Source organism: Streptomyces sp. NPDC031418, from assembly GCF_055581605.1.
Genome location: NZ_JBVIJC010000030.1, coordinates 15,675 through 33,430 on the forward strand (window position 1 = coordinate 15,675; position 17,756 = coordinate 33,430).

The 17,756-nt window shown below is 72.0% G+C and carries 18 protein-coding genes; 6 read left to right on the plus strand and 12 right to left on the minus strand.

Annotated elements, in window-relative coordinates; translation table 11 throughout:
• Positions 1-55: 55 nt before the first annotated feature.
• Positions 56-955: a hypothetical protein gene (locus tag ACZ5CZ_RS33930; RefSeq protein ID WP_468948379.1), complete on the minus strand. Its 900-nt coding sequence runs from the start codon at positions 953-955 to the stop codon at positions 56-58.
• On the minus strand, positions 952-1,518 hold the full coding sequence (locus tag ACZ5CZ_RS33935; RefSeq protein ID WP_385843178.1) for a SigE family RNA polymerase sigma factor: 567 nt from the start codon (positions 1,516-1,518) through the stop codon (positions 952-954). Before ACZ5CZ_RS33935 ends, ACZ5CZ_RS33930 begins: the two co-directional genes overlap by 4 nt.
• Before the next feature lie 246 nt (positions 1,519-1,764).
• Between ACZ5CZ_RS33935 and ACZ5CZ_RS33940 the strand changes: the two genes are divergently transcribed.
• Positions 1,765-3,216, plus strand: a complete 1,452-nt coding sequence (locus ACZ5CZ_RS33940; protein ID WP_468948381.1) for an NCS2 family permease — start codon at positions 1,765-1,767, stop codon at positions 3,214-3,216.
• A gap of 21 nt (positions 3,217-3,237) precedes the next feature.
• On the opposite strand, the gene ACZ5CZ_RS33945 is transcribed toward ACZ5CZ_RS33940, so the two are convergent.
• From ACZ5CZ_RS33945 to ACZ5CZ_RS33955, 3 genes are all read right to left on the minus strand, one after another.
• Complete coding sequence (locus tag ACZ5CZ_RS33945) at positions 3,238-4,692, minus strand: peptidoglycan D,D-transpeptidase FtsI family protein (protein WP_385843180.1); 1,455 nt, start codon at positions 4,690-4,692, stop codon at positions 3,238-3,240.
• A gap of 77 nt (positions 4,693-4,769) precedes the next feature.
• A complete protein-coding gene (locus ACZ5CZ_RS33950; protein ID WP_468948384.1) occupies positions 4,770-5,240 on the minus strand; it encodes a GNAT family N-acetyltransferase in 471 nt (156 codons plus the stop codon).
• Between the two features lie 51 nt (positions 5,241-5,291).
• The gene (locus ACZ5CZ_RS33955; RefSeq protein ID WP_385843182.1) at positions 5,292-6,062 is read right to left on the minus strand and encodes an IclR family transcriptional regulator; all 771 of its coding nucleotides are present in this window, start codon (positions 6,060-6,062) and stop codon (positions 5,292-5,294) included.
• Between the two features lie 143 nt (positions 6,063-6,205).
• Here ACZ5CZ_RS33955 and ACZ5CZ_RS33960 point away from each other — a divergent pair, with 143 nt between their 5' ends.
• The gene (locus ACZ5CZ_RS33960; protein ID WP_468948386.1) at positions 6,206-7,735 is read left to right on the plus strand and encodes an aldehyde dehydrogenase (NADP(+)); all 1,530 of its coding nucleotides are present in this window, start codon (positions 6,206-6,208) and stop codon (positions 7,733-7,735) included.
• Here the strand turns inward: ACZ5CZ_RS33960 and ACZ5CZ_RS33965 are convergent.
• Positions 7,732-9,099: an MFS transporter gene (locus tag ACZ5CZ_RS33965; protein ID WP_468948388.1), complete on the minus strand. Its 1,368-nt coding sequence runs from the start codon at positions 9,097-9,099 to the stop codon at positions 7,732-7,734. The two genes, ACZ5CZ_RS33960 and ACZ5CZ_RS33965, sit on opposite strands and share 4 nt — an antisense overlap.
• 50 nt (positions 9,100-9,149) lie before the next feature.
• Here ACZ5CZ_RS33965 and ACZ5CZ_RS33970 point away from each other — a divergent pair, with 50 nt between their 5' ends.
• From ACZ5CZ_RS33970 to ACZ5CZ_RS33985, 4 genes are all read left to right on the plus strand, one after another.
• On the plus strand, positions 9,150-10,148 hold the full coding sequence (locus tag ACZ5CZ_RS33970; RefSeq protein WP_468948390.1) for a GlxA family transcriptional regulator: 999 nt from the start codon (positions 9,150-9,152) through the stop codon (positions 10,146-10,148).
• Positions 10,145-10,651 (plus strand): GNAT family N-acetyltransferase, encoded by a 507-nt coding sequence (locus tag ACZ5CZ_RS33975; RefSeq protein WP_468948392.1) that lies wholly within the window; start codon positions 10,145-10,147, stop codon positions 10,649-10,651. Before ACZ5CZ_RS33970 ends, ACZ5CZ_RS33975 begins: the two co-directional genes overlap by 4 nt.
• A 76-nt stretch (positions 10,652-10,727) precedes the next feature.
• On the plus strand, positions 10,728-11,447 hold the full coding sequence (locus ACZ5CZ_RS33980; RefSeq protein WP_468948394.1) for a DsbA family oxidoreductase: 720 nt from the start codon (positions 10,728-10,730) through the stop codon (positions 11,445-11,447).
• 105 nt (positions 11,448-11,552) lie between these two features.
• Positions 11,553-12,605 (plus strand): aminotransferase class V-fold PLP-dependent enzyme, encoded by a 1,053-nt coding sequence (locus tag ACZ5CZ_RS33985; RefSeq protein ID WP_468948396.1) that lies wholly within the window; start codon positions 11,553-11,555, stop codon positions 12,603-12,605.
• A 64-nt stretch (positions 12,606-12,669) separates the two neighbouring features.
• Here the strand turns inward: ACZ5CZ_RS33985 and thpD are convergent, their stop codons facing one another.
• The 6 genes from thpD to ACZ5CZ_RS34015 form a co-directional block, all read right to left on the minus strand.
• The gene (gene thpD / locus ACZ5CZ_RS33990; RefSeq protein WP_468948398.1) at positions 12,670-13,557 is read right to left on the minus strand and encodes an ectoine hydroxylase; all 888 of its coding nucleotides are present in this window, start codon (positions 13,555-13,557) and stop codon (positions 12,670-12,672) included.
• A gap of 6 nt (positions 13,558-13,563) precedes the next feature.
• The gene (locus tag ACZ5CZ_RS33995) at positions 13,564-13,968 is read right to left on the minus strand and encodes an ectoine synthase (protein ID WP_385843192.1); all 405 of its coding nucleotides are present in this window, start codon (positions 13,966-13,968) and stop codon (positions 13,564-13,566) included.
• Between the two features lie 24 nt (positions 13,969-13,992).
• Complete coding sequence (gene ectB / locus ACZ5CZ_RS34000; protein ID WP_468948400.1) at positions 13,993-15,264, minus strand: diaminobutyrate--2-oxoglutarate transaminase; 1,272 nt, start codon at positions 15,262-15,264, stop codon at positions 13,993-13,995.
• A 13-nt stretch (positions 15,265-15,277) separates the two neighbouring features.
• Positions 15,278-15,796, minus strand: a complete 519-nt coding sequence (gene ectA, locus ACZ5CZ_RS34005) for a diaminobutyrate acetyltransferase (RefSeq protein ID WP_468948402.1) — start codon at positions 15,794-15,796, stop codon at positions 15,278-15,280.
• 254 nt (positions 15,797-16,050) lie between these two features.
• Positions 16,051-16,587, minus strand: a complete 537-nt coding sequence (locus ACZ5CZ_RS34010) for a DinB family protein (protein ID WP_385843196.1) — start codon at positions 16,585-16,587, stop codon at positions 16,051-16,053.
• Between the two features lie 61 nt (positions 16,588-16,648).
• Positions 16,649-17,698, minus strand: coding sequence for a pyridoxal-phosphate-dependent aminotransferase family protein (locus tag ACZ5CZ_RS34015; RefSeq protein WP_468948404.1), 1,050 nt, complete (start codon positions 17,696-17,698; stop codon positions 16,649-16,651).
• Positions 17,699-17,756 lie beyond the last annotated feature (58 nt).

The following is a 17,756-nucleotide window of genomic DNA, read 5'->3' on the forward strand; positions in this document are numbered from 1 at the left end:
CTTCCGGGCAGGCGGCCGGCCGCGGCCGGTGGCCGGCCAGGGCGAGAGATGGGCCCTAGCCGCCGTCGCCGGTCCGGTGTACGGCGAAGTCGCCGGTCACCGTGTACGCGCGGCCGTCCGCCGTGCCCGTGAGGGTGTAGCTGTCGTCCTTCGCGTCCCGGCCGCCGCGCTGGTGGTTGTACTGCCCGGCGAACACCCACTGCCCGGCCGGTACCGTGCGCCCCTCCTTGAGGGTCCAGACGTAGACGAGGAAGCCGTCCTGTTCCTGGACGGTCTGGGTGAAGTCCGCCTCCGGCAGGGACCGCCACGCCCCCGTCGACGTCACCCCGCCGGTCTGCGCCACCTTCAGCCGGACGGTGAGGGAGGTGAGGGGCCGGGACGTCTTCAGGGTGACGTTGCTCTGCGCCCAGAAGTCGTTGCTGTGCAGGTCCACCGAGCCGTCCGACCACAGCGGCCCGCTCTGCTCGCGATGAGCCACGGGCGGCCGGGTGGAGGGGGCCGCGGGGGAGGACGGGGTGCCGGCCGGCCGGGAGGGACGGGTGGTGCCCGCGCCGGGCGCCGGGCCGGTGGTGCGGGCGGGGGACCGGGACGCCGTCGGGTCCGGCGTGGCACGGGGCGTGGGGGAGACCGCGACCGTGCGCTCCTGCGCCGGGGGCCGTTCCTTCACCGCGGACGCCACCGCGTATCCGCCGGCGGCGAGCACCCCGGCGACCGCCGCGGTGGCGCCGACCACGCGCACCCAGCCGAACAGCGGCGGCCGGACCGCCCGGTGATCGGGGCGGGACCGTGCGGCCATGCCGCGTCGTGCGGCCATGCTGCGTCGTGCGGCCATGCTGCGTCGTGCGGCCATGCCGCGTTCCACCCGGGCCAGCATCGCTGCGCGGTCGGGCTCGTGGGCCTCGGCCGCCTCGTGCAGCCGGGCGCGCAGCTCGTCGTGCACGTCCTGCTGCCTCATCGGTTCCTTCCTCCGCTCTCGCCGCCCCGGACCATCGCCGCGTGCACCTTCTGCGGCGCACCCTGGGCGCCGAGCAGCCTGGCCAGCTCGGCCATGCCCTTGGACGTCTGGCTCTTAACCGTACCCACCGACACCCCGAGCGCGAGCGCGGTGTCCTTCTCCGAGAGGTCGAAGGCGTGCCGGAGTACCACGCACGCCCGTTTCCGGAACGGCAGTCTGCGCAGCGCCGCCTGGACGTCCACCACCCCGGCGACGTCCGGGTTCTCGGTCCGCTCCTCGCGGTGCGACCAGAACAGCGCGATCCGCCGGCGCTCGCGCACCGCGCTGCGGATCCGGGTGCGGGCCAGATTGGCGACCACACCGCGCGCGTAGGCCACCGGGTGGTCGGCCGCGCGCACCCGGTCCCAGCGGTGCCACAGGGCCAGCAGGGCGTCCGCCGCCAGATCGTCGGCGGCGTCCGCCTCACCGGTCAACAGATGGGCCAGCCGGGCGAGTTCCGCGTAGTGGCGGTCGAAGAAGGCATGGAACTCCACGGAGGCGGCGTCGTCGACGACTGTGCCCACGGGTGACCTCTTCTCGATACGGCTCTGTGGGTGTCATGTGAATGACAGGTGAAGGTCCGGAGGGGGGCCGGACGGAGATCCGGAAGCGTAGCAGCGACGATGCGACGGACGTGTACGGGGGTTCGGACGTCGTATGGCCCATCGAACCCGATTCCGTAACACGGAGAAAACCTGAACAGAGTTCACGGGGGGAACAATCCAGCCAGCATCCGCGCACCCGCCCATCAGGCACCGAGGAGTTGGACCATGACCGAGACACAGACGGTGGACAGCCGGCGGGAGCCCGCGCCACCTGCCCGGAACGGCGTCGACCGGTACTTCCGCATCACCGAACGGGGATCCACGTTCGGCCGGGAGATACGCGGCGGCCTCGCCACGTTCTTCACCATGGCCTACATCCTTGTCCTGAATCCGATCATCCTGGGCAGCGCCAAGGACAAGTTCGGCCACTCCCTCGACACCGGACAACTCGTCACCGCCACCGCGCTGGTCGCCTGTGTGATGACGGTCGTCATGGGGGTCGGCGGCAACCTCCCCCTCGCCATCGCCGCCGGCCTCGGCCTCAACGCCGTCGTCGCCTTCCAGCTCGCCCCGCTGATGAGCTGGTCCGACGCGATGGGCCTGGTCGTCCTGGAGGGCCTGGTCATCTGTCTGCTGGTCCTCACCGGCCTGCGGGAAGCGATCATGAACGCGATCCCGCACCAGCTGAAGCAGGCCATCGGCGTCGGCATCGGCCTGTTCATCGCGTTCATCGGGTTCGTCGACGCCGGGTTCGTCAGCCGGATCCCGGACGCCGCCCACACCACTGTGCCCGTGCAGCTCGGCTCCGTCGGCCGGCTGACCGGCTGGCCGGTGCTCGTCTTCTGCCTGGGCGTGCTGCTGACCGTCGCGCTGCTCGCCCGCAGGGTGAAGGGCGCGATCCTGATCAGCATCGTGACGATGACCCTCGTCGCGATCGGCATCGACTCCGTCGCCGGCGTCAAGAACTGGGGCCTGACCACGCCCGAGGTCCCGGACAAGCTCGTCGCCGCCCCGGACTTCGGGCTGATCGGTCACTTCAGCCTGTTCGGCGGCTTCGCCAAGGCCGGTGTCCTCACCGCCGTGCTGCTGGTCTTCACCCTCATCCTGTCGGACTTCTTCGACGCCATGGGCACCATCGTCGGCATCAGCGCGGAGGCCGGACTGCTGGACGAGCAGGGCCGGGTGCCCGGCATCGGCCGCGTCCTGTTCATCGACGGCGCCGCCGCCGTCGCGGGCGGCCTCGGCTCCGCCTCCTCCAACACCGCCTACATCGAGTCCGCCGCCGGCGTCGGCGAGGGCGCCCGCACCGGCTTCGCCAACCTGGTCACCGGCGGCCTGTTCGGCCTCGCCCTCTTCCTCACCCCGCTGCTCACCATCGTCCCGCTCCAGGCGGCGGCGCCCGCGCTGATCGCGGTGGGCTTCCTGATGATGACCCACGTCAAGCACATCGACTGGGACCGGTACGAGATCGCCGTACCGGCGTTCCTCACCATCGCCGCGATGCCGTTCACCTACTCCATCACCGACGGCATCGGCGCGGGCTTCCTCGCCTACGTCGTGATCAACACGGTCCTGGGCAAGGCGCGGGAGATCAACTGGCTGCTGTGGGGCGTCTCGGCGCTGTTCCTCGTCTACTTCGCGATCGATCCGGTGGAGCAGCTGCTGGGCCTGAAGTAGCCGGCGCCGCCGCGCACGGCGTCACTTCAGCGCCGCCTGCATCATCGCCCGGGCCACCGGCGCGGCCAGCCCGTTGCCGCTGACCTCCGAGCGGGCCGCGTCCGACTGCTCGACCATCACCGCGACGGCGACCTGCTTGCCGGTGCTGTCGGAGGTGCCGTAGGCGGTGAACCAGGCGTACGGCGTCTTGCTGTTGTTCTCGCCGTGCTGGGCGGTGCCGGTCTTGCCGCCGACGGTCACCCCGTCGATCAGCGCGTTCGTACCGGTACCGTCCTTGACCACCGTCTGCATCGCCGACCGGAGCTGCGCGGCGGTGGTGGAGCTGACGATCTGCTCGCTGCCGGCGTCGGAGTCGTAGTCCTTCAGCACATCGCCGCCGCTGTCGGTGGTCTTCGACACCATGTGCGGCGAGACCAGCTTGCCGCCGTTGGCCAGGGCGGCGGACACCATGGCCATCTGGAGCGGGGTCGCGGTCACGTCGAACTGGCCGATGCCGGACAGGGCGGTCTGCGCCTTGTCCATGTCCTTCGGGTAGACGCTGGCGTAGGCGCGCACCGGCACGTCCTGCTGGTCGTCGTTGAAGCCGAACTTCTCCGCCATCGCCCGCACCTTGTCCTGGCCGAGGTCGACGGCCATCTTGCCGAAGACGTTGTTGCAGGAGTACTGGAGGGCGACGCGGATGGGGGCGTTCCGGCACGGCGCCGACTTGTTCTCGTTCGCCAGCGGCCTGGTGGTGCCGGGCATGATGTAGGGGTCCGGGCTGCGGGTGTGTTCGTCCACGTTCCTGTACAGCCCGCTCTCCAGCGCGGCCGCCGCCACGACCAGCTTGAAGGTGGAACCGGGCGGCAGCGGCTGGCGCAGCGCGCGGTTGGTCAGCGGCTTGTCCTTGTCCGCGGTCAGCCGCTTCCAGGCACCCCCGGCCGTGTTCGCGTCGGTCAGGGACGAGGGGTCGTACGACGGGGTCGACACCATGGCGAGGATCCTGCCGGTCTTCGGGTCGATGGCGACGGCGCCGCCCTTGGTGCTCCCCAGGGCGCGGTAGCCCGCCTTCTGCACCGCCGGGTCGATCGTGGTGAGCACGTCGCCCGGGTCGGAGCGCTTTCCGGTGAGGGTGTCCATCACCGTCTTCAGCTGCGGGTCCGTGCCGTTGAGCAGCTCCTTGTAGATGCCTTCCAGCTGGGTCGGGGCGTAGGCCTGCGAGGCGTAGCCCGTCACCGCCGCGTACAGCCTGCCGTCCGTGTACGTCCGCTTGTAGGCGAGGTCGCCCCCCGTCGTCCGGGCGGAGCCGGTGATCGCGTTCCCGGCCACGATGATGTTCCCGAGCGGCCGTGAGTACGTCGCGATCGCGTTCCGCCGGTTGTCGTTGTCGTCCGCGAGGGCCTTGCCGTCGTAGAACTGCACCCAGGTCGCCCTGACCAGCAGAGCGAGCACGAGCAGCAGCGCGAAGACGGACGCCCGCCTGATCGTCTTGTTCATCCCGAACAAAAGACGAGCGGGCCGGGGCCGCCGTTCCCGATCGCCGGCATTCTCATGAACTGCTCAGGAATCCGGGGTCAGTCCTCCAGGGCGAGGACCACCTCGTCGATCTCCTCGCGCCGCCCGCCCGCGTACCCCCGGGCCCGCGCCCGCTCGCGGAACCCGCACTTGTGCAGCACCCGCAGCGACGCGGCGTTGTCGGCGGCGGCCCGCGCGTACAGCGGGCGTTCCGCCACCTCGGCGAGGAGCGCCCGCAACGCGGCCGTGGCCACGCCCCGGCCCCAGTACGCGCGGTCGATCCAGTACGTCACCTCGCGTTCGCCGGCCTCGCCGTAGACCGCCGCGCTGCCCGCCACGGTCCCGTCGGCCAGCACCGTGCGCAGCACGTGCGAGCAGGTTTCCAGGCGCCGCCAGTGGACGGCGAAGGAGTCCGGATCGTACGGGTCCTCCGGGCCGAACGCGGCCATCCGGACCGACTCCGGGTCGCTCATCTGCCGGAACAGCGCCGGCAGGTCGTCGTCCTGCACGGCGCGCAGCGCGATATCCATGGACCCCGAGCCTACGACTCCCCAGACCCGGAGCCGGGGACCGCGCCGGGCTCAGAGCCGCCGGGTCGCGAGGGTCAGCCGGTCCCGCGCGTCGAACAGCGCGTCCTTGATCATCTGCTCGTGGGCGGGGGTCAGCCGGGCCACCGGCACCGAGCAGCTGATGGCGTCCCGGGCGGGCGTGCGGTACGGGATCGCCACGCCGAAGCAGCGCAGGCCCAGCGTGTTCTCCTCGCGGTCCACGGCGAAGCCCTGCTCCCGCACCTGGTGCAGCTCCTCGATGAGCCGCTCCCGGTCGGTGAGCGTGTGCTCGGTGAGCGCGGGCAGCGTCTCCGGCAGCAGCTTGCGCACCTGCTCGTCGGAGTAGGTGGCGAGGATCGCCTTGCCGAGGGAGGTCGAGTGGGCCGGCAGCCGGCGCCCGACCCGGGTGAAGGGGCGCAGATAGTGCTGGGACTGGCGGGTGGCCAGATAGACGACGTTGGTGCCGTCGAGCCGGGCCAGGTGGATGGTCTCCGTGGTGTCGTCGGAGAGCCGGTCCAGGGTCGGGCGGGCGGCGGCCACCACCTCGTCGCCGTCGATGTAGGAGGTGCCCACGAGCAGCGCCCGCACCCCGATGCCGTACCGGGTGCCGGTCGAGTCCGTCTCCACCCAGCCCAGGTCCACCAGGGTGCGCAGCAGCATGTACAGGCTCGACTTGGGGTACCCCACCGCCTCCTGGACGGCCGCGAGGGAGTGCATGCCGGGCTTTCCGGCGAAGTACTCGAGCAATTCGACCGTCCGCACCGCGGACTTGACCTGCGCCCCGCCTGTCTCGCCTGCCGACATCGGCCTTGACCCCTTCGATCGCCGGGAAATAGTCTCCGAGCAGCATATTCATCATCAGAGACGGTGTTCAGTATATCGAACGCGGCTGATCGATGACCCAAGTGATTCCCTAGTTATTGCGGCCTTATCTGGAGGGACCCGCGGTGGCAGCAGCACCAGTCTGGAGTGTCGACCCGCGCACCGGGAAGCAGCGTGAACAGGTCGCGGTGGAGGCCACGGCCCAGGAGGTGGACGCGGCCGTCCGCGCGGCCCACGCCGCGCGCGGCGCACTCGCCGACCGCACGGTCCGCGCCGCCTTCCTGCGCTCGGCCGCGGCGGGCCTGGACGCGGCCAAGGACGGTCTGGTCGAGACCGCCGACGCCGAGACCGCGCTCGGCCCGGTCCGGCTGACCGGCGAACTCGCCCGGACCGCCTACCAGTTGCGGGCCTTCGCCGACATCGTCGACGAGGGCGCCTTCCTGGACGTCGTCATCAACCACCCCGACGACACCGCCACCCCGCCGATCCCGGACCTGCGCCGGTACAAGGTGCCGCTCGGTGTCGTCGCCGTCTACTCCGCCTCCAACTTCCCCTTCGCCTTCTCCGTCGCCGGCGGCGACACCGCGAGCGCGCTGGCCGCGGGGTGCCCGGTCGTCGTCAAGGCGCACCCCGACCACCCGGCGCTGTCCGAGCTGGTCGCCACGGTGCTGCGCCGGGCCGCCGCCGAGCACGGCATCCCCGAGGGCGTCGTCGGTGTGGTGCACGGCTTCGAGGCGGGCGTCGAGCTGATCCGGCACCCGCTGGTCGCCGCCGCCGGCTTCACCGGTTCGGTGCGCGGCGGACGGGCCCTCTTCGACGCGGCCGCCGCCCGGCCGGTGCCGATCCCGTTCCACGGCGAACTCGGTTCGCTCAACCCGGTTCTGGTGACCGAGGCGGCCGCGGCCGAGCGGGCGGAGGAGATCGGCACCGGGCTCGCCGGGTCGATGACGCTCGGCGTGGGACAGTTCTGCGTCAAGCCCGGTCTGGTGCTGGTGCCCTCCGGCGCCGGGGGAGACCGGCTGGTGAAGTCCCTGACCGACGCGGTCGCCGGCACCGCGTCCGGCGTCCTGCTCGACCACCGCATGCGGGACAACTTCATCGCCGGGGTCGCCGAGCGCTGCCGCCTGGACGGCGTGGAGTCGCCGGTGACACCGGGCGCGGCCGGCGAGCACACGGTGAGCCCCGGCTTCCTGACCGTCCCGGCGAGCAGCCTGACCGAGGAGGGGGCGTACGACCTGCTCCTGGAGGAGTGCTTCGGGCCGGTGACCGTGGTGGTCCGGTACGAGGACGAGGACGACGCCACCGCCGTGCTGTCCCGGCTGCCGGGCAACCTCACGGCCACCGTCCAGCTGTCCGCGGAGGAGGCCGCCGGCGCGGGCCGCGGTACGCAGATCCTCGCGGAACTGACCCCGCTGGCCGGGCGCGTGCTGGTCAACGGCTGGCCCACCGGGGTCGCCGTGGCGCCGGCCCAGCACCACGGCGGGCCCTACCCCGCGACCACCTCCACCTCCACCTCCGTCGGCGGTACGGCGATCGAGCGCTGGCTGCGACCGGTCGCCTACCAGAACGCCCCCGCCGCCCTGCTGCCGCCCGAGCTGCGCGACGACAACCCCCTGGGCCTGCCGCGGCGGTTCAACGGGGTCCTGGAGCGCTAGTCGAGAGGACGGCGGCTGAGCAGGAAGGTCAGGGTGAACAGGGCTGCCGCCAGGGTCAGGCTCACCCGCAGGCCGCTGGTGAAGCCGCCGTTCACCAGGGCGCCGAACACCGCGATGCCGAGGCCGCCCGCCACCTGCCGGGCGGCGTTGAGCACTCCGGCCGCCAGGCCCGCCCGCTCGGCCGGTACGGCGTCCATCATCACGGCCGTCAGCGGCGGGACGGTCAGCGCGCAGCCCAGGGCCACCGGGATCAGCAGGACGGCGGCCAACGGGGCGGGCGTGTCCGGGCGGACGCAGAGCAGGCCCAGCAGACCGGCCGCCGCCAGCGCCTGGCCTGCCAGCATCGGCAGCCGGGGACCGAACCGGCCGGCCAGCTTCCCGGCGGCCACGTTGGTCACCGCGATCAGCCCGGACATCGGCAGGAACATCAGCCCGGCGTACAGCGCCGAACGCCCCTGGAGCTGCTGGAAGAAGAGGGAGAAGAGGAACACCACGCCGTAGAAGGCCACGCTGCACGCCGAACCGGCCGCCACGGCCACCCGCACCGCCCGGTCCCGGAACAGCCCGAGCGGCACCACCGGGTGCGCCTGCCGGCCCTCGATCCGGACGAACAGCGCGGCGGCCGCCACCGCGACGGCGAAGGCCGCGGCACCCGTCGTACCGCCCTCGATCACCCCGAAGGTCAGCGCCGTCAGCGCGACCACCGCCGTCAGCTGGCCCGGCAGGTCCAGGGGCGCGGGCCGGCGCTCGGAGCGCGGGGCGCGCAGCAGCAGGGCCAGGGCGACCACACCGAGCGGCAGGTTGATGAAGAAGATCCCCCGCCAGTCCCAGGCGGTGGTCAGCGCGCCGCCCGCCACCGGGCCGAGCGCCACCGCGACCGAGCCGCCGGCCGCCCACAGCGACACCGCCCTGGCCCGCTGCGCCGGATCGCCGTACGCCTGCCGCACCAGGGCGAGGGAGGCGGGCAGCACCACGGCCGCCGAGACCCCCTGCACCACCCGCGCGCCGATCAGCGCGGGCAGGTTCGGTGCCAGACCGCAGGCCGCCGAGGCGAGCGTGAAGACCGCGATGCCGAGGGCGTACGCCCGGCTCGCGCCGGCCCGGTCCGCGAACGCGCCGGTGGACAGCATCAGCGCGGCAAAGGCCAGGGTGTAGGCGTCCACCACCCACTGGAGACCGGACATGCCGCCGCCGAGGGACGAACCGATCGCCGGGAGCGCCACGTTCACCACGGAGGCGTCGAGGGTGATCAGCGAGAAGCCCAGCAGGGCGGCGAGCAGGGAGCGGGCGGGCGCGGGACGAGGGGTCAACTCATCGCCTGAGGCGGTGACTTCGGGTTCCTGGCGGGTCTGGTTCGTGGACATGTGCTCCATGCTGCTGATCGTTTCCGGCATAGAGTAGTGACCTGAATGCCATGCATCCGGAGGTTCTGGCCATGCTGCGTGTCGCCGTCGTCGCGTCGCCGCCCGTGTCGATGTTCAACCTCGCCATCCCCGAGCTGCTCTTCGACAAGGTGCGGGTGGACGGGCGGCCCGGGTACGAGGTGGTGATCTGCGCCCCCGACCCGGGTCGCGTGGCCACCTCCGGCGCGCTCGACCTGCATGTGCCGCACGGCCTGGAGGTGCTGCGGGACGCCGACCTGGTGATCGTCGCGGGCACCGGGGAACCCTTCGCCGCCGACCCGCGCGTGGTGACGGCCCTGCGCACGGCGGCCGGGACCGGACTGCGCATCGCCTCCATCTGCTCCGGCGCCTTCCTGCTCGCCGAGGCCGGACTGCTCAAGGGCCGCAAGGCCACCACCTACTGGGCGCACGCCGACGAGCTGCGCCGCCGCCACCCCGACGTCCAGGTCCAGGGCGACGTCCTCTACGCCCAGGACGGCCCGATCCTGACCTCCTCCGGCTACGCGGCCGGCATCGACCTCTGCCTGCATCTCATCCGCACCGACTACGGCGCCGCCGTCGCCAACGAGGTCGCCCGGCTCGCCCTGGTCGCCCCGGTGCGGCCCGGCGGCCAGACCCAGTTCACCCAGACCCCGCTGCCCCCGGAGCGCGGCACCGCCTGCGCCGACACGCGCGGCTGGGCCATGCGCAACCTGGACAAGCCGCTCACCCTCACCGACCTCGCCCGGCACGCCGGGGTCTCGGTGCGCACCCTGACCCGCCGCTTCCACGCGGAGAGCGGGGTCAGCCCCCTCCAGTGGCTGCTGCACCAGCGCGTCGAGCGGGCCAAGGAGCTGCTGGAGACCACCCGGCTGCCGATGGACCAGGTGGCCGCCGCCTGCGGCCTCGGCACCGCCGACTCGCTCCGCGCCCACCTGGTCCGCCGCACCGGCCTCACCCCGAGCGCCTACCGGGCCCAGTTCAGCCGCCATGGAACCGGCACCCCCGACGCCGCGTCCTCCGTCGCATGATCAGTGAGCGTGTGAAGGGGACCCTCGTCATCCGCACGGCCCTGCCCGCCGAGGCCGGGACGATCGCCGCGCTGCACCACCGGGCGCGGTCGACGTACTACCCGGACGGCCTGCCGGACGACGGCATCGACTGGTCCGCCTCCTGGCGGGGCGCGATCGAGCGGCCCGACGGACGGGTGCTGTGCGCCGTCGAACAGGGCGCCATCACCGCCATCGCCTCGATCCGGCCCGCGCCGGACGGCCCCGCCGACACCGTCAGGCTGTACCAGTTCCACGTCGACCCCGACCGCTGGCGCTCCGGCATCGGTACGGCCCTGCACGCGGCCTGCGTGGCGGAGTGGCGGGCCGACGGCCGGCGCGCGGCCGTCCTCGACGTGCACGTGGACAACCGGCGCGCCCAGGCCTTCTACGCCCGCCAGGGCTGGGTCCCGGATCCCGAGAACCCGCCCGCGGACGGCGATCACCACCTGTTCCTGCGGTACGCCGTCGCCCCGGGGGAATGAAACGTTCCTCCTTGAACGTTCACCTACCGGGCGGAGACAGCCTCCGCGACCGGTACGACCTGGAGAGAGCCGAAGAATGCGCGTCGAGATCTGGAGCGACATCGCCTGCCCCTGGTGCTACGTGGGCAAGGCCCGCTTCGAGAAGGCGCTGGCTGCCTTCCCGCACCGCGACGAGGTCGAGGTGGTGCACCGCTCCTTCGAGCTGGACCCGGGCCGCGCCAAGGGCGACACCGGGCCGGTCGTCCCGATGATCGCGAAGAAGTACGGCATCAGCGAGGCGCAGGCCCAGGCGGGCGAGGACAACCTGGGCGTGCAGGCCGCGGCCGAGGGCCTGGAGTACCGCACCCGGGGCCGGGACCACGGCAACACCTTCGACATGCACCGGCTGCTGCACCTCGCCAAGGAGCACGGCCGGCAGGACGAGCTGATCCAGATCCTGTACCGGGCGAACTTCGCCGAGGAGCGCTCCGTGTTCACCGAGGGCGACGAGCGGCTGGTGGAGCTGGCCGTCGAGGCGGGCCTGGACGCGGCGGCCGCCCGCGCGGTGCTCGCCGACCCGGACGCCTACGCCGCCGAGGTCCGCGCCGACGAGCAGGAGGCCGCCCAGCTCGGCGCGACCGGTGTGCCGTTCTTCGTCCTCGACCGCACCTACGGCGTCTCCGGCGCCCAGCCCGCCGAGGTCTTCACCCAGGCGCTGACCCAGGCCTGGGGCGAGCGCTCGCCGCTGAAGCTGGTCCGGCAGGGCGACGCCGAGGCCTGCGGCCCGGACGGGTGCGCGGTGCCGCAGCCGGGCTGAGGCGGGACGGAACCGCAGGTCGGCGCGGATGTATAAGCCCTGCTAAGCGGATCCACGCAAAAATTCGCAATGGACGAGGGGTTCCATGGCCCGCAGAGTGGGGGCATGGAGACCTTCGAGAGCCTCGTGCGCGCCGAGTTCAGCCCGAAGAACACCTTCCTGAACACCGCGAGCAGCGGGCTGCTGCCCGCCCGCACCGTCGCCGCCCTGCGGGCGGCGGCGGAGATCAGGGCCGATGGCCGCCCGCTCGACCCGCTGTTCGAGGATGTGGAGCTGGCCCGTGCCGCGTTCGCCCGGCTCGCCGGAGTGCCGGTGTCCCGGGTGGCGGCGGGGGCCTCCGTGGCCAGCCAGACCGGGCTGGTCGCCGCCTCGCTGCCCGCGGGCGCCGAAGTGCTCACCGCAGAGGACGACTTCGCCTCCGTGGTGAACCCCTTCCACAGCCGCGGCGACCTCAAGGTGCGCGCGGTCCCGCTGGAGCGGCTCGCCGAGTCCGTGCGGCCCGGCACCGCGCTCGTCTCGGTCAGCGCCGCCCAGTCCGCCGACGGCCGGATCGCCGACCTGCCCGCGCTGCGCGAGGCCGCCCGCACCCACGGCGCCCGCACCTGCGTCGACTTCTCCCAGGCCGCGGGCTGGCTGCCGATGGACGCCGGCGCCTACGACTTCACCGTGTGCACCACCTTCAAGTGGCTGCTCGGCCCGCACGGCGCCGCCTTCCTCGTCGTGCCCGAGGACTTCGGCGGCCTCTCCCCGCTGCTCGCGGGCTGGGTCGCGGCAGAGGAGCCCTGGAACAGCTGCTACGGCCCGGTCACCGAACTCGCCCACTCCGCCCGCCGGTTCGATGTGAGCCCCGCCCTGTTCACCTACACCGGGGTGCGGCACTCCCTCGCGCTGATCGAGGAGCTGGGCGTGGCCGCCGTACACGCCCATGACCTGGGGCTCGCCGACCGCTTCCGGCAGGGGCTCGCGGCGCTCGGCCACCCGCCGCTGCCCGCCCCCGGCTCGGCGATCGTCTCCGTGCCCGGACTCGGCTCCCGGCAGGGCGAGTTGAGCCGGGCCGGGATCGAGGTCTCCGACCGCGCGGGCAATCTGCGCGCCTCCTTCCACCTCTACAACACCGAGGCGGACGTGGACCGGCTGCTGGACGCGCTGGCCGGCTGAGGGCACGAGCCGGGCCGGGGCCTTCCGTCCCACACGAGAAGGCCCCGGCCCGGTGCTCAGCGGGTCACCTCACCGGGGTGAAGTCCCGCGCGCCGATGAACTCCGGCCGGCGCACCGGGGCGGCGAAGGGCTCCACCGCCGTGTTCTCCACGCTGTTGAACACGATGAACACATTGCTGCGCGGGAACGGGGTGATGTTGTCGCCCGAGCCGTGCATGCAGTTGCAGTCGAACCAGGTCGCCGAGCCGGCCCTGCCGGTGAACAGCCGGATGCCGTACTCGCCCGCCAGCTGCGTCAGCGCCTCGTCGGACGGGGTGCCCGCGTCCTGCATCTGGAGCGACTTCTTGTAGTTGTCCTTCGGCGTGGCACCGGCGCAGCCCAGGAACGTCCGGTGCGAGCCCGGCATGATCATGAGGCCGCCGTTGGTGTCGTAGTTCTCGGTCAGCGCGATCGAGACGGACACCGTGCGCATGCGCGGCAGGCCGTCCTCGGCGTGCCAGGTCTCGAAGTCCGAGTGCCAGTAGAAGCCGCTCGCGCCGAACCCGGGCTTGACGTTGATCCGGGACTGGTGGACATACACGTCCGAGCCGAGGATCTGCCGGGCCCGGCCGACCACCCGGGGATCGCGCACCAGCTCCGCGAACACCTCGCTGATCCGGTGCACCTCGAAGACCGAGCGGATCTCCTTGGACTTCGGCTCGACGATGGACCGCTCGTCGGCGCGGATCGCCGGGTCGTTCACCAGCCGGTCCAGCTCGCGCCGGTAGACGGCGACCTCGTCCGGGGTGATCAGCTGGTCGACGGCGAGGAAGCCGTCACGCTCGTACCGCTGGAGGTCGGCGGTCGCGATCGGGCCGGGCGTGTCGGGGGACCCCCAGACGACCGGGTCCTGGCGCGGGACGGTCACCTCGGTGGTGCCGCGGCTGGGGTAGAGATCGGTGACGGTGGTCATGGGTTCTCACACCTCCTCGGGCTCGGTGAGCAGCGGGTAGACGCCGTTCTCGTCGTGGTCCTCGCGTCCGGTGACGGGCGGGTTGAACACGCAGAGGCAGTGGAAGTCCTCCTTGACCTTCAGCGTGTGCCGCTCGTGGCCGTCGAGGAGGTACATGGTGCCGGGCGTGATGGTGTACGTCCGCCCGGTCTCGTGGTCGGTGAGTTCGGCCTCGCCCCTGGTGCAGACGACGGCCTCGATGTGGTTGGCGTACCACATCGACGTCTCCGTCCCGGCGTACAGGACGGTCTCGTGCAGGGAGAAGCCGACCCGTTCCCTGGCGAGGACGATCCGCTTGCTCTCCCAGGTGCCTGACCGGGCCTTGACGTGCCGGTCGGTGCCTTCGATCTCCTTGAACGATCGGACGATCACGTGTGCGTACTTCCTGTCGGTGGTTCAGACGGTTTCACGGACGGCGCGGGCGAGCACCCGCAGGCCCTCGTCCAGCTCGTCCGGGGTGATGGTGAGCGCGGGCAGCAGCTTGACGACCTCGCTCTCCGGGCCGGACGTCTCGATCAGCAGCCCCAGCTCGAAGGCGCGCCGGGCCACCCGCGAGGCGCGCGCCTTCTCGTGGAACTCCAGGCCCCACACCAGACCGCGGCCGCGGTACTCCCGCACGTCGGAGAGGTTCTCCTCGGTGATGGAGATCAGCGCCTGTTCGATCTGCTCGCCCCGGGTACGGGTCTGCTTCTCCATGGCGGAGCCGTCGGTCCAGTACGTCTCCAGGGCCGCGGTGGCGGTGACGAACGCCGGGTTGTTGCCGCGGAAGGTGCCGTTGTGCTCGCCCGGCTCCCAGATGTCCAGCTCGGGCTTGAACAGGCACAGCGACATCGGCAGCCCGTAGCCGCTGATGGACTTGGACACCGTGACGATGTCCGGGGTGATCCCGGCCTCCTCGAAGGAGAAGAAGGCGCCGGTACGGCCGCAGCCCATCTGGATGTCGTCGACGATCAGCAGCATGTCCTGCCGCTCGCACAGCTCGGCGAGCGCCCGCAGCCACTCCGCGCGGGCCACGTTGATGCCGCCCTCGCCCTGCACGGTCTCCACGATCACGGCCGCGGGCTTGTTGAGCCCGGAGCCCTGGTCCTCCAGCAGCCGCTCGAACCAGAGGAAGTCCGGGACCGTGCCGTCGAAGTAGTTGTCGAACGGCATCGGGGTGCCGTGCACCAGCGGGATGCCGGCGCCGGCCCGTTTGAAGGCGTTTCCGGTGACGGCGAGGGAGCCCAGGGACATCCCGTGGAAGGCGTTCGTGAACGACACGATCGCCTCCCGGCCCTTGACCTTGCGGGCCAGCTTCAGCGCCGACTCGACCGCGTTGGTGCCGGTCGGCCCCGGGAACATGACCTTGTACGGCAGGTCCCGCGGGCGTAGCACCAGGTCCTGGAAGGTCTGGAGGAAGGTGCGCTTGGCCGTGGTCGACATGTCCAGGCCGTGCACCACCCCGTCCCGGTCGAGGTAGTCGATCAACGCCCGTTTGAGTACGGGGTTGTTGTGGCCGTAGTTGAGTGAGCCGGCCCCGGCGAAGAAGTCGAGGTACGCATGGCCGTCCTCGTCGTACATCCGGCTGCCCTGCGCACGGTCGAAGACGGTGGGCCAGCCGCGGCAGTAGCTGCGCACCTCGGACTCGAGGGTCTCGAAGACGCTCAGGTCGGGCTGGGTGATGGTCACGGTGAATCGCTCCTCAGTGGGCGGTGGAGTCGGTCAACGGGCCGATGCGGTAAAGGACTTCGGGGTCGTGCGCGCCGTCCGGGAACAGGTCGGCGGGGAACAGCACCTCGCGCTCGCAGCCCGCGCCGTGCCGGGCGGCGAACGAGGTGAACAGCCGCTCGGAGGCGGTGTTGCCGGGCGTGATCGTGGTCTCCACGTCCGTGATGCCGCGCTCGGCGGTCAGCCGGGCGGTCAGCCCGTCCAGCAGCGCCGCGGCGATGCCCCGGCCGCGGTGGGCGGAGTCGACGGCCACCTGCCAGACGAGCAGGGTGCGGGGGCGGTCGGGCCGCACGTACCCGGTGACGAAACCGACGGGAGTGCCGTCCGCACCCCGTGCCACCGCCGAGGTGCCGGCGAAGTCCCGGCACCACAGCAGATAGCTGTACGAGGAGTTCAGGTCGAGGGTTTTCGATTCCTTGGCGAGCCGCCAGAGCGCGGCTCCGTCGGCTGTCTCCGGTCGGTCGATCAACAGGTCTGCGGGTGCGGCGGTCATGCGGCACGAATTTAGCGAGGCGAATTAGAAAATGCACGGGCGTGATCGCCGGGGTGCTGATCGCCCTTGGCGATATGCCGGGTTTGCCCCACGGCAAACCCGGACAAATCTACCCTGCTGTGGGGTGTGTCACAGCCCCGAAACCCATCGGAAATCTTGGTTGTTTAGCCTTGCAAAAAGCGGGCAGAAGAAGACGGGAAGCTATCTGCCGAGGAATTCGGAGAATTCGCGGGGGTTGTGTAGGTGAATTGAATTCACACGCCGGTGGCGCCGTCGATGCGTTCCCGAAGAATGTCGGCATGCCCGTTGTGCCGGGCGTATTCCTCGATGAGATGGATGAGCACCCACCGCAGACTGACCTCCGCCCCCGCCGCCGGTCCGTCGACCATCCGCCCGGTGTCGTCCGGCGACCGCCCCGCGCTCAGTTCGCGTCCCCGGGCGACCTCCCGCCGCCACGCCGCCAGCGCCTGCTCCGGGCCGCGTCCCGGATCGAGGGCGTACCCGGTCTCCTCGTCGAAGACCGGCGGCACGTCCAGCCCCGCCAGCACCCGCTGGAACCAGTGCCGCTCCACCTCGGCGAGGTGCTGCACCAGTCCCAGCAGGGTCAGCTCCGACGGCTCGGCCGAGGCCCGCCGGAGCTGCGCGTCGTCCAGCCCCCGGCACTTCAGCTCCAGCGTGGCCCGGTGGAAGTCCAGCCAGCTCTCCAGCACGGCCGCCTCGGGGCCGGTCAGCAGCGGGATCGGGCGGCCGTCGGGAAGGGTCTGCGGGGTGTTGCCGTGGTCTGTGGTCATGCCGCGAGGATGGCAGCCGCCACTGACATCGGACCGTGTGCCCGGCCGGGCCGGGCGCGGGTCACCGCGACTGCGTGAGGGCCGTGCCCAGAGCGGCGAGGCAGGCCTCGACCACCTCGGGGCGCGCGTCCGCCCCGTAGTGGTTGACCCGGATCATCTCCTTGGCCAGCGTGCCGCCGCCGGCCGCGAGCGGCAGCGCCGGGTCGGCCGCCAGCGCCCGGGCCACCACCTCCGACGCCACGGCTCCCGCCGGCACCCGCAGGGTCGTGGCGACCGGCGCCGCGTCCCGCTCCTCGTACACATACGGCTCGAACCCCAGGCCCAGGGCCACCGCACCCGCCCGCGCGGCCAGCGCGGCATCGCGGTGCCGGGCCGTCCACGCGTCCAGCCCCACCGACTCGATCCGCTCCAGACAGGCGTCCAGTGCCAGCATCTCCAGCTGCGCCGGAGCGTGCGGCAGCGCCGTGCGGCCGGCGTCCAGCCAGCGCTCCTTCCAGTCCAGCAGGGAGAGGTAGGAGCGGCGCGGCGCGTTCGGGTTCGCCGCCATCCGGGCCCACGCCCGCTCGCTCACCGAGATCGCCGACACCCCGGCCGGCCCGCCCATCGCCTTCTGCGCCCCGATCACACACAGGTCCACGCCCCACGCGTCCGGCAGCACCGGCTCCGCGCCCACGGAGGCCACCGCGTCCAGGTAGAAGAGCGCGCCGTGCTCCCGGACCACCGCGCCGATCTCCGCGACCGGGTTGGTGTTGCCGGTCGCCGCCTCCGCGTGCACCAGCGAGACGAAGTCGGTCTCCGGGTGCTCGGTCAGCGCCTCCCGGATCTGCTCGGCGGTCACGGCCGTGTGGAAGGGGACGGAGAGGTCGTGCACCGTCGCCCCCGCGTCCCGCAGCCAGTTCCCGAAGGTCTGCCCGTACGGGCCGGTGATCACGTTCAGCGCCACCGTGCCCGGACCGGCCGCCGCGCGGATCGCGCCCTCCAGCGGCAGCAGCGCCTCACCCTGGGTGATCAGCACGTCCTGCCGGGTGTCCAGCAGCCGCGCCACCCGGTCCTCGATGGCGGCGAAGCGCTCGGCACTCAGCGGGGGCAGGTCGAGGAGGGGATGGGTCACGACGGCATCTCTTTTCGGTGTCGGAAGTCGGTATCGGTCGGTCCCGGACGGACAACTG

Bases quoted from the DNA above. Each gene is read 5' to 3' on its own strand.
- ACZ5CZ_RS33930 (WP_468948379.1), bottom strand. From the start codon at position 955: ATGAGGCAGCAGGACGTGCACGACGAGCTGCGCGCCCGGCTGCACGAG.
- ACZ5CZ_RS33940 (WP_468948381.1), top strand. From the start codon at position 1,765: ATGACCGAGACACAGACGGTGGACAGCCGGCGGGAGCCCGCGCCACCT.
- ACZ5CZ_RS33945 (WP_385843180.1), bottom strand. From the start codon at position 4,692: ATGAACAAGACGATCAGGCGGGCGTCCGTCTTCGCGCTGCTGCTCGTG.
- ACZ5CZ_RS33950 (WP_468948384.1), bottom strand. From the start codon at position 5,240: ATGGATATCGCGCTGCGCGCCGTGCAGGACGACGACCTGCCGGCGCTG.
- ACZ5CZ_RS33955 (WP_385843182.1), bottom strand. From the start codon at position 6,062: ATGTCGGCAGGCGAGACAGGCGGGGCGCAGGTCAAGTCCGCGGTGCGG.
- ACZ5CZ_RS33965 (WP_468948388.1), bottom strand. From the start codon at position 9,099: ATGTCCACGAACCAGACCCGCCAGGAACCCGAAGTCACCGCCTCAGGC.
- ACZ5CZ_RS33970 (WP_468948390.1), top strand. From the start codon at position 9,150: ATGCATCCGGAGGTTCTGGCCATGCTGCGTGTCGCCGTCGTCGCGTCG.
- ACZ5CZ_RS33975 (WP_468948392.1), top strand. From the start codon at position 10,145: ATGATCAGTGAGCGTGTGAAGGGGACCCTCGTCATCCGCACGGCCCTG.
- ACZ5CZ_RS33980 (WP_468948394.1), top strand. From the start codon at position 10,728: ATGCGCGTCGAGATCTGGAGCGACATCGCCTGCCCCTGGTGCTACGTG.
- ACZ5CZ_RS33985 (WP_468948396.1), top strand. From the start codon at position 11,553: ATGGAGACCTTCGAGAGCCTCGTGCGCGCCGAGTTCAGCCCGAAGAAC.
- thpD (WP_468948398.1), bottom strand. From the start codon at position 13,557: ATGACCACCGTCACCGATCTCTACCCCAGCCGCGGCACCACCGAGGTG.
- ectA (WP_468948402.1), bottom strand. From the start codon at position 15,796: ATGACCGCCGCACCCGCAGACCTGTTGATCGACCGACCGGAGACAGCC.
- ACZ5CZ_RS34010 (WP_385843196.1), bottom strand. From the start codon at position 16,587: ATGACCACAGACCACGGCAACACCCCGCAGACCCTTCCCGACGGCCGC.